Below are 8,777 nucleotides of genomic sequence, written 5' to 3'. Positions count from 1 at the left end.
GGGGCCCCCCCCCTGTCCAGCGCGCCCGCGCACGCGCCCCCAACGTTCCCGCGCGCCCCGCTCGGCGCGGGGCGCCGGCTCCGGGGTCGGCGTTGTCCGCCGCGATGCCGACGGCGTCGGGCCCGAGTTCGGCCGCCGCCGCTTCGGCAGCCTGCCGCTCCCGGCCGGTGACGACCAGCCGTGCGCCCTCCGCGGCCAGTGCGTGCGCCGAGGCGTTGCCGAGTCCCCGTGTCGCGCCGGTGACGATGTAGACGCGGTCCTTCAGTCCAAGATCCATGCGGCTATCCTGCCGTGTGCCCTGCGGCCGGCGAGGGCCGGCCCGGGAGGCCTCAGACGGCCGCCGAGCCGGGTGCGGCCGCGCGCTCTTCAGCGTCGGACGTCGTTTCGGCCCCAGCGTCGGACGTCGTTTCGGCCCCGGCTTCGGACACCGCCGCCGCAACGCGATCGCGCTTCTCGCGGCGTACGAGGATCACCCAGCCCACGGGCACCCCCGCCGCGAAGAGCCACCACTGGACGGCGTACGCCATATGCGCGCCGATGGAATCGTGGTCAGGGGCGGGGATCAGCTCGGGCGTACCGCCGGACGGCTCGGGCGCGGTCTGCTCGACATAGCCGCCGAGCAGGGTCAGGCCCGTGGACTCCGCCTGCTGTTCGCTGTTGATCAGCATGATCTGACGGGGCGGCAGTCCGGACAGGTCCTTGATACCGCTGGCGTCGGTGGTCTGGTCTGCCATCAGCCGCCCGGTGACGGTGACGCGCCCCTCGGGCGCGGGTGGCACCTCGGGGAACGCCGCCTGGTCGGCCGCAGCGGGTACCCAGCCGCGGTTGACCAGGACCGCACGGCCGTCGGCGAGGACCAGGGGCGTCAGCACATGGAAGCCCACGCGGTCATCGGCGTTGGTGCGGCGGCGGACTACGACCTCATGGGCGGTGTCGAAGGTGCCGCTGGCCGTGACCTGCCGCCAGTAGTCGGCACGGGGGATGGTGCGACCAGGCGAGGTGAGCTCGGTGACCGGTACGGGTCGCGCGGTGAGGTTGCCGGCGATCAGCTCGTTCTGGGCGATCCGGTGCTGGTGCCGGTGCAGCTGCCAGTAGCCCAGCTCGACCATCACGGGAATGAGGACGAGGCTGATGAGGGTGAGGATCACCCACTGTCGGGACAACAGGAAGCGGTACACCCCATGACCGTACAACTCGGCCATGGGGTGTTCGGAGGGAGGGGGTACGAGGGATGACCCGGACCCGCCGGCTCAGAGGTTCAGACCTTGTCGACGATGCCTGCCCTCCCCTCGGCGCGGGCGCAGTGCGCTCCGCAGTACCAGTGGCCCTCGGCCTCGACACCTTGGCCGATGATCTGGACCTTGCAGTGCTCGCAGATGGGGGCCATCCGATGGATGGCGCAGGAAAAGCAGTCAAATACGTGTACGGCGCCCTGGGCATGGACCTCGAAGGACATGCCGTAGTCGTTTCCGCAGACCTCGCAACGTGCCATGCGCCGCATGCTCCGGAGCGCGGGCGGTCTGGGCAAGGTCCACGGGGGCGGGTCGGTCTGCCAGCACCCGACCGGCGCAGTGCCCGCCCCGGGCGCCGTCCTCTCGAGTCACTCTCCCGCCGGGCTCACATCGCGCAGCAGCTGGGCGAAAGCGGCCTCGTCGACGATCGGCGTGCCGAAGGACTTCGCCTTGACGGTCTTCGACGTCCCCGCGTCCGGATCGTTGGTGACCAGGAGGCTGGTGAGCCGCGACACGCTGGTCGCGATATGCAGCCCCGCCTCTATCGCACGGTCCTCAAGCAGCTCCCGCTCGATGGAGGTATCGCCCGAGAACGCCACCCGCATGCCCTGCTTGAGTGGTTTGTCTGCTTCGTAGCGCCCGGGGTTGGGGTAGGGGCAGGCGGGCCGCTTGCGGGACGGCCGCCAGCCGTACTGACGGTATGAGGAGTCGGTCGCTTGTCGGCCGATACGCGGCGCGGGCGCCGCGGTGGACCACTCGGTCAGCGCCCGGCACTCCAGCAGCGGCAGCCGCAGCCCGCGCTCCGCCGCGGTGTGAAGACTGGGCCGGAACGCCTCGGCCAGCACCCGGGCGTCATCCAGGGCATGGTGCGCGCGCTGCTGGACGACACCGTAATGGGCGGCCAGCGACTCCAGCTTGTGGTTGGGCAGCGGCAGCGCCAGCTCCTTGGAGAGTGCGATGGTGCAGAGCCGCTGACGTACCGGCACGGTGTGATCCGCCCGTGCGTACTCCCTGGCGATCATGGACCAGTCGAAGATGGCGTTGTGCGCGACCAGGACCCTGCCGTCCAACCGGTGCGCGAACTCCGCGGCGATATCGGTGAACAGCGGTGCGCCCTCGAGCACATCACTCGTCAACCCGTGGATCCACACCGGTCCAGGGTCCCGCTCGGGATTGACCAGCGTGTACCAGTGGTCCTCGACATTGCCCTGGGCGTCGAGGCGGTAGACGGCAGCAGAGACTATCCGGTCGTCGCGGGCGAGTCCGGTGGTCTCCACGTCGACGACCGCGTACCCCTCTGGATACGCGGTCGGCCACGTTGTTGCGGTCGTACGGTCGTCGAGCATGGTCACAGAGCTTACGGGGCGCCACTGACAAACCGGTCGAGCGCCCCATGGGCGGCGGCCCGGTCGCGTCCCGTCCACCAGGTCGCCTTGGCTCGCCGCGAGTTCCGGGCGAGTCCCCGTCGAGTTCCGGGCGAGGGGCCGGGAACCCTGTCGTAGAAGCCTATGTACCGGCCCGCCCCAGCAGCGAGTCCACCAGTGCCCGCACCGAAGCGGCGAACAGCTTCTCCGGCCGGGCCGGCCGGGCGAGCGCGCGGGCCAGGCCCGGATCGTCCTCGGCGGTTTCCGCGTCCCACAACGTGTCCTGCCCCGGCGACTGAACGGGCGCGCGCTCCTGGCTGCGCTCGACCAGGACGAAGCCGACTATCTGGAACTGCACGGCACGGACCGCCTCTGCCGCGCGTGCCCCGCGCAGCCCCGCCGTGTGCACCTCGTGGACCAGGGCGCGCTGCGCGGGCAGGAACATCCGCTCGGTCAGCCCCCGTTCATGGACCATGGCGATCAGATGCGGGCGGGCCAGCAACTCCAGGCGCAACTGCCGGGCGACCGACACGATCCGGGTGGTGGGAGTGCGCCCTATCGGACGGATCGCACCCATCTCCCGTACCGTCCGCTCCACCAGCGCGTCCAGCAGCGACTCCCGGTTGCCGACATGCCAGTAGATGGACGTGACCGCGGTGCCGAGCCTGGCCGCGAGCCCCCGCATGGTGAGGGCGTCGGGGCCGTGCTGCCTGACCAGCTCCGCCGCGGTGTCCAGCACCTCTTCGCGGGTCAGGGCAGTGCGTGGCATGAGTCCCCCAATTCCGGTACGTGCAAGGCTCTTTACCCTTCATCGGCAACGGTGTAACTCTGTTACAGATCCGTCCCCCGGCGAAAGGGTGGTACGACATGGCTCGTGTACGGTACGGAGCGCGTTCCGAGGCCGAGATCACCGCGGCCCGCGCAGCCGCCGCCACATTCCCCGAGATCTGGTCCACGGGCGTCGTGGCGGTATGGGAGACCGACCCGGACGTGGTCGCGGCCGTGCTCCCACCCCCGCTCAAACCGGCCGAACAGCCCCTGGTGCGGGTGAGTATCAGCCGGGTCGACCTTCCCGGGCATCCTCTGGGCGCGGGCTCCGTAGCCGTCGCCGCCGCACACGGCGAGCAGCAGGGCTGGTATCCGCTCGTCATGCCGATGACCACCGAGCGCGCGCTCGTCGGCGGCCGTGAGGTCTTCGGCGAGCCGAAGAAGCTGGGGGAGGTGACGGTCGACCGCGACGGCCTGGTCGTACGGGCCGCGCTCGCCCGGCACGGGATCGCCTTTGTCGAGGTGCGGGGCGCCGTGTCCGGACCGCTGCCGCTGCCCGAGCCGGCCGAGAAGCTCGACTTCTACTTCAAGTGCCTTCCCTCGGTGGACGGTACGGGTTCGGGCTTCGACGCCGACCCGGTGCTCGTGCACTGCGTACGCAACGAGAGGTTCCGCTCGCTCGAACGCCTCAGCGGCGACGTGGTGCTGCGCGAGTCGATGTACGACCCGGTGGCCGACCTGCCGGTTCGGAAGCTGGTGGAGCTCACCATCGGCGAGAAGACCAGCGACCAGAAGGGCCGTGTGGTCGAGCGGGTCAGCGCCCAGGCCCTGCTGCCCTACCTCCACCAGCGTTACGACGACGTACGGCAGCTCCTCGACGGGCCCCCGCAGGGGGGCACCCGGTGAGGCCGGCGCCAGGGCAGGTCGCCGTCGTCACGGGCGCGGCGAGCGGGATCGGCCGCGCCATGGTCCGCCGTTTCGCCGCCGAGGGCCTGAAGGTCGTACTCGCCGATGTCGAGGAGACCGCACTGCACAAGACAGCCGGCGAACTCACCGCCGACGGCGCCGAGGTGCTCGCCCGCGTGGTCGACGTATCCGACCGGGACGCGGTGCACGCGCTCGCCGACGAGGTGTACGAGTGCTTCGGCGCGGTCCATGTGCTGTGCAACAACGCAGGCGTCGGTTCCGGAGCCGAAGGCCCCATGTGGCAGCACGAGCCGAACGACTGGCAGTGGGCGTTCGCCGTCAACGTGTGGGGCGTCTTCCACGGCATCCAGGCCTTCGTCCCCCGGATGATCGCGGGCGGCGAGCCGGGCCATGTCGTCAACACCTCGTCCGGCGACGGCGGTATCGCCCCGCTTCCCACCGCCTCCGTGTACGCCGTCACCAAGGCGGCGGTCGTGACCATCACCGAGTCGCTGTACGCGCAACTGCGCGCCGAGAACGCCCTGATCGGGGCCTCCGTCCTGTTCCCGGGACCCCATATGCTCCGCACCGGGCTGTGGGAGTCCCACCGCAACAGGCCTGCCCGCTATGCCAAGCAGCGGCCCCGCCGCACCCCCTACCGCAGCCTCGACCAGTGGGAGGCGGCGATGCGGGAGGCCGGTCACGAGGTGCGGTTCACGCCTGTCGACGAGGTCGCCGAGCATGTCCTGGAAGGCATCAGGGCGGACCGTTTCTGGATGCTCCCGCCCGGCGAACACAGCGACCGCCAGATCCGTGCCCGCGCCCAGTCGATGCTCGACCGCGCCAACCCCGCCTACCTCGAGCGCTTCATCCTGGACTGACCGCCGCACTGATCTCTGCACCGACCTCTGGACCGACCACAGGACCGTAGGAGTGACGTGTCATGACGGACCCGTACACACCGGCCCCCGACGACCCCTATCTGATCATCTCCTCCGACTGCCATGCCGGGCTGCCCACCGAGCGGTACCGGCCCTATCTCGACGCCCGCTTCCACCGGGACTTCGACGGATTCCTCGCCGGACGCGACCGCCGCCGCGAGGAGATGACCCGGCTCGGTGTACGCAACGAAGCCTTCGCCGACAAGTGGTTCAGCGACAACGAGGAAGGGCTGCGCGGCGGTTGGGACGCCGGGCAGCGCATCAAGGAACTCGACGGGGACGGGGTGGCCGCCGAGGTGGTCTTCCCCGACGCGGACGCCGTCGACAGCGGCACCGCCGCACCCTTCGGCGTCGGACTCGGGCTCTCCGGCGACCAGGACCCGGAGCTCGGCATGGCAGGAGCCCAGGCGCACAACCGCTGGCTCGCCGACTTCGTGTCCGAGCACCCGCGGAGGCACTGCGGAGTCGCCCTGCTGCCCGTCACCGGCGATGTGGATCGCGTCGTCGCCGAGATCCACCGGGCCAGGGAGTCCGGGCTCGGTGCGCTGATGATCCCTTCCATGTGGGTCGACAAGGCCCCCTATCACGACCGGCGCTACGACCCCGTCTGGGCCGCCGCCGCCGAGACCGCCATGCCGCTGATCACCCACTCGGGCGCCGCACCGCGCCACGAGTACGGCGACCACCTGGGCATCTACGTCTCCGAGGTCACCTGGTGGCCGGCCCGGCCGCTGTGGTTCCTGCTCTGGTCCGGGGTCTTCGAGCGCCACCCCGGCCTCAGGTTCGGCGTCGCCGAGTCCGGCTGCTGGTGGCTGCCCAACCTGCTCTGGTTCATGGACCGGCTCTATCTCGGCGCGCACGGCGGCAAGAAGCTGTCACCGTTCGCCGAGATGAAGCGCCCGCCGAGCGAGTACCTCGACCGGCAGGTGTTCGTCTGCGCCACCAACACCAAACGGCGCGAGCTCGCCCAGCGCTATGAGATCGGGGTCGACAACATCCTCTGGGGCTCCGACTTCCCCCACCCCGAGGGCACCTGGCCCCGCACCCGGGCGTGGCTGCGGGACACCTTCCACGACATCCCCGTCGCCGAGACCCGCCGCATGCTCGGTCTCGCCGCGGCCGAGGTCTTCGGCTTCGACACGGCGGCACTCGCGCCGATCGCCCGCCGTATCGGACCCACCCCGGCAGACCTGGGGCAGTCGTCCGACCAGGCGGCCGTTGAGGCGTCCTGGGCGCGGTCGCGGGAGACCGGCCGGCACTGGCTCACCGGCGAGGACTTCCCCGTACTGGGGGTGAACCGATGATCCAGGACCGCTACACGGTCATCTCGGCCGACTGCCATGCCGGAGCCGATCTCCTGGACTACAAGCCGTACCTGGAGAAGCGCCACCACGATGCCTTCGACGCCTGGGCGGCCGGCTACGTCAACCCCTACGAGGACCTGCTCGCCGACACCGCCGACCGCAACTGGAACTCCGCTCGCAGGCTCGCCGAGCTGGAAGCCGACGGCATCGTCGCCGAAGTCGTCTACCCCAACACCATCCCGCCGTTCTTCCCCTCCGCGTCCCTGATGGCCCCGGCGCCGACCCGGGAGGAATACGAGATGCGCTGGGCGGGCCTGCGCGCCCACAACCGCTGGCTTGCCGACTTCTGCTCCCTCGCCCCGGGGCGCCGGGCGGGCGTCGCCCAGATCCTGCTGAACGACGTGGACGAGGCGGTCGCCGAGGTCCGCCGCAGCAGGGAGGCGGGCCTCACCGGCGGGATCCTGCTGCCCGGCACCCCACCGGGGTCGGGCATCCCCGAGCTCTACTCGGCGGTGTACGACCCGCTGTGGGCGGTCTGCGAGGAACTCGGCGTACCCGTCAACCACCACGGCGGTTCGGCGTCCCCGCCGCTCGGCGACGAGCCGGCCGCACGGGCCGTGTTCATGGTGGAGACCACCTGGTTCTCCCACCGGGCCCTGTGGCATCTGATCTTCGGCGGCGCTTTCCGCCGCCATCCGGGGCTCAACCTCGTGCTCACCGAACAGGGCTCGGGCTGGATCCCCGGGGTAGTGGAAATGCTGGACTACTACCACGGGCGGCTGGTCTCCGCGGCCTCCCGGGCCGTCACCGCCGAGTCCAAGTTCGGCGCCGGACTCGCCTCATCGATGGGGAAGGGCCCCAGCGAGGTCTGGCGTGACAACTGCTTCGTCGGCGCCAGCTTCATGCGCCCGCACGAGGTGCCGCTGCGCGACCGGATCGGCCTGGACAAGATCATGTGGGGCAGCGACTACCCCCATGACGAGGGCACCGCCCCGTACTCCCGCGAAGGCCTCCGCATCGCCTACGCGGGCCTGCCACGAGACGAGATCACTGCGATGGTGGGCGGGAACGCGGCCCGCGTGTACGGCTTCGACCTGGAGCTGCTGGACGCGGTGGCGGCACGCGTGGGCCCCACGGTCGAGGAGATCGCCGAGCCGCTGAAGGAGGCCCCTGCCGACGCGACCAGCCCCGCCTTCGCACCGGGCGGTTCCGTCCGCGTGTGGTGACCGCCCCCTGGCCTTCGCGGATGAGACCCTCCGTGGCGTGACCCAACCGACCTCTCACGAGCCCCACGAACCCCTCGTTACTCGCCTCAACTGGCTGCGCGCCGCGGTCCTGGGCGCCAATGACGGCATTGTCTCCACAGCGGGTCTCGTCGTCGGCGTCGCGGGCGCGACCAGTGACCGGAGCGACCTGCTCACGGCCGGACTCGCGGGACTGCTCGCCGGCTCCATGTCCATGGCGGCCGGCGAGTACGTCTCGGTCTCCACGCAGCGTGACTCGGAGAGGGCCGCACTGGTCGTGGAGAAGCGCGAACTGCGCGAGCAGCCCGAGGCCGAACTCGAAGAGCTCACCGGGCTGCTGGAGGAACGCGGCCTCACCCGGGACGTCGCCCGCGAGGCCGCAGTCCAGCTCACCGAACGCGACGCGCTACGAGCCCACGCCCGGGTCGAGCTCGGTATCAATCCCGACGAACTCGCCAACCCCTGGCACGCGGCGGGCGCCAGCTTCCTCGCCTTCACCGTGGGCGCCCTGCTGCCGCTGCTGGCCATGGTGCTGCCGCCCGCGTCGGCCCGGCTGTGGGTCACCGTACTCTCGGTGCTCACCGCCCTGACCTTCACGGGCTGGTGGAGCGCCCGGCTCGGGTCGGCCCCGGCGGGGCGGGCGATGGCGCGGAACGTGGCCGGGGGAGCGCTGGCGATGGCGGTGACGTATGCGGCGGGGTCGCTGCTGGGGGCGGCGGGGGTCTAGGCCGTGCCTGACAAATCCCGCTTGGCCCGCGACGTCTCACGCCCTCCCCCTGGCTTCTCCCCCTGCTGTCGCGGGGGGCCTAGTGGTGCCCCCCACGCTGCGTTGTCGGAGCCAGCGGCGTCATCCAAGGATGCCCGGGTACGAGGATGACCTCCCCCTGCCTGCGGCGGGGGGACCCTACCGCCTGCGATTGCGTCCCCTCGGCCCTTGCGGGCCTGGGGAGGCCCCACCCCCTCGGCCCTTGCGGGCCTGGGGAGGCCCCACCCCCTCGGCCCTTGCGGGCCTGGGGAG

9 protein-coding genes and 1 pseudogene are annotated in these 8,777 nt (G+C 71.1%); 5 read left to right on the top strand and 5 right to left on the bottom strand.

The features are described 5' to 3' along the window. From ACFWI9_RS30615 to ACFWI9_RS30595, 5 genes and pseudogenes are all read right to left on the bottom strand, one after another. Positions 1-277, bottom strand: a pseudogene (locus ACFWI9_RS30615) (SDR family NAD(P)-dependent oxidoreductase); the annotation flags it as partial. A gap of 52 nt (positions 278-329) precedes the next feature. Beyond that, positions 330-1,178, bottom strand: a complete 849-nt coding sequence (locus ACFWI9_RS30610; RefSeq protein ID WP_387167418.1) for an SURF1 family protein — start codon at positions 1,176-1,178, stop codon at positions 330-332. Between the two features lie 80 nt (positions 1,179-1,258). Continuing rightward, positions 1,259-1,492: a hypothetical protein gene (locus tag ACFWI9_RS30605; RefSeq protein ID WP_387167416.1), complete on the bottom strand. Its 234-nt coding sequence runs from the start codon at positions 1,490-1,492 to the stop codon at positions 1,259-1,261. 108 nt (positions 1,493-1,600) lie between these two features. Next, positions 1,601-2,578: a DEDDh family exonuclease gene (locus tag ACFWI9_RS30600; RefSeq protein ID WP_387167413.1), complete on the bottom strand. Its 978-nt coding sequence runs from the start codon at positions 2,576-2,578 to the stop codon at positions 1,601-1,603. 160 nt (positions 2,579-2,738) lie between these two features. Beyond that, entirely contained in the window at positions 2,739-3,365 is a 627-nt protein-coding gene (locus tag ACFWI9_RS30595; protein WP_387167410.1) for a TetR/AcrR family transcriptional regulator, read from the bottom strand. 98 nt (positions 3,366-3,463) lie between these two features. On the opposite strand from ACFWI9_RS30595, the gene ACFWI9_RS30590 reads away from it, so the two are divergent. The 5 genes from ACFWI9_RS30590 (at position 3,464) to ACFWI9_RS30570 (ending at position 8,486) form a co-directional block, all read left to right on the top strand. Further along, positions 3,464-4,270 (top strand): acetoacetate decarboxylase family protein, encoded by an 807-nt coding sequence (locus tag ACFWI9_RS30590; RefSeq protein ID WP_387167407.1) that lies wholly within the window; start codon positions 3,464-3,466, stop codon positions 4,268-4,270. Beyond that, complete coding sequence (locus ACFWI9_RS30585) at positions 4,267-5,151, top strand: SDR family NAD(P)-dependent oxidoreductase (RefSeq protein WP_387167404.1); 885 nt, start codon at positions 4,267-4,269, stop codon at positions 5,149-5,151. Before ACFWI9_RS30590 ends, ACFWI9_RS30585 begins: the two co-directional genes overlap by 4 nt. 62 nt (positions 5,152-5,213) lie before the next feature. Next, complete coding sequence (locus tag ACFWI9_RS30580) at positions 5,214-6,515, top strand: amidohydrolase family protein (RefSeq protein WP_387167401.1); 1,302 nt, start codon at positions 5,214-5,216, stop codon at positions 6,513-6,515. Continuing rightward, entirely contained in the window at positions 6,512-7,741 is a 1,230-nt protein-coding gene (locus ACFWI9_RS30575) for an amidohydrolase family protein (protein WP_387167398.1), read from the top strand. Before ACFWI9_RS30580 ends, ACFWI9_RS30575 begins: the two co-directional genes overlap by 4 nt. Positions 7,742-7,778: 37 nt before the next feature. Beyond that, positions 7,779-8,486, top strand: coding sequence for a VIT family protein (locus ACFWI9_RS30570; protein ID WP_387167395.1), 708 nt, complete (start codon positions 7,779-7,781; stop codon positions 8,484-8,486). Positions 8,487-8,777: the final 291 nt, after the last annotated feature.

It is taken from the genome of Streptomyces sp. NPDC127084, from assembly GCF_042724175.1.
GTDB lineage: Bacteria > Actinomycetota > Actinomycetes > Streptomycetales > Streptomycetaceae > Streptomyces.
Note: the sequence above shows the minus strand (reverse complement) of the source record. Positions and strands in the feature narration are given on the sequence as shown.

Bases quoted from the DNA above. Each gene is read 5' to 3' on its own strand.
- ACFWI9_RS30605 (WP_387167416.1), bottom strand. From the start codon at position 1,492: ATGGCACGTTGCGAGGTCTGCGGAAACGACTACGGCATGTCCTTCGAG.
- ACFWI9_RS30600 (WP_387167413.1), bottom strand. From the start codon at position 2,578: ATGCTCGACGACCGTACGACCGCAACAACGTGGCCGACCGCGTATCCA.
- ACFWI9_RS30595 (WP_387167410.1), bottom strand. From the start codon at position 3,365: ATGCCACGCACTGCCCTGACCCGCGAAGAGGTGCTGGACACCGCGGCG.
- ACFWI9_RS30590 (WP_387167407.1), top strand. From the start codon at position 3,464: ATGGCTCGTGTACGGTACGGAGCGCGTTCCGAGGCCGAGATCACCGCG.
- ACFWI9_RS30580 (WP_387167401.1), top strand. From the start codon at position 5,214: ATGACGGACCCGTACACACCGGCCCCCGACGACCCCTATCTGATCATC.
- ACFWI9_RS30575 (WP_387167398.1), top strand. From the start codon at position 6,512: ATGATCCAGGACCGCTACACGGTCATCTCGGCCGACTGCCATGCCGGA.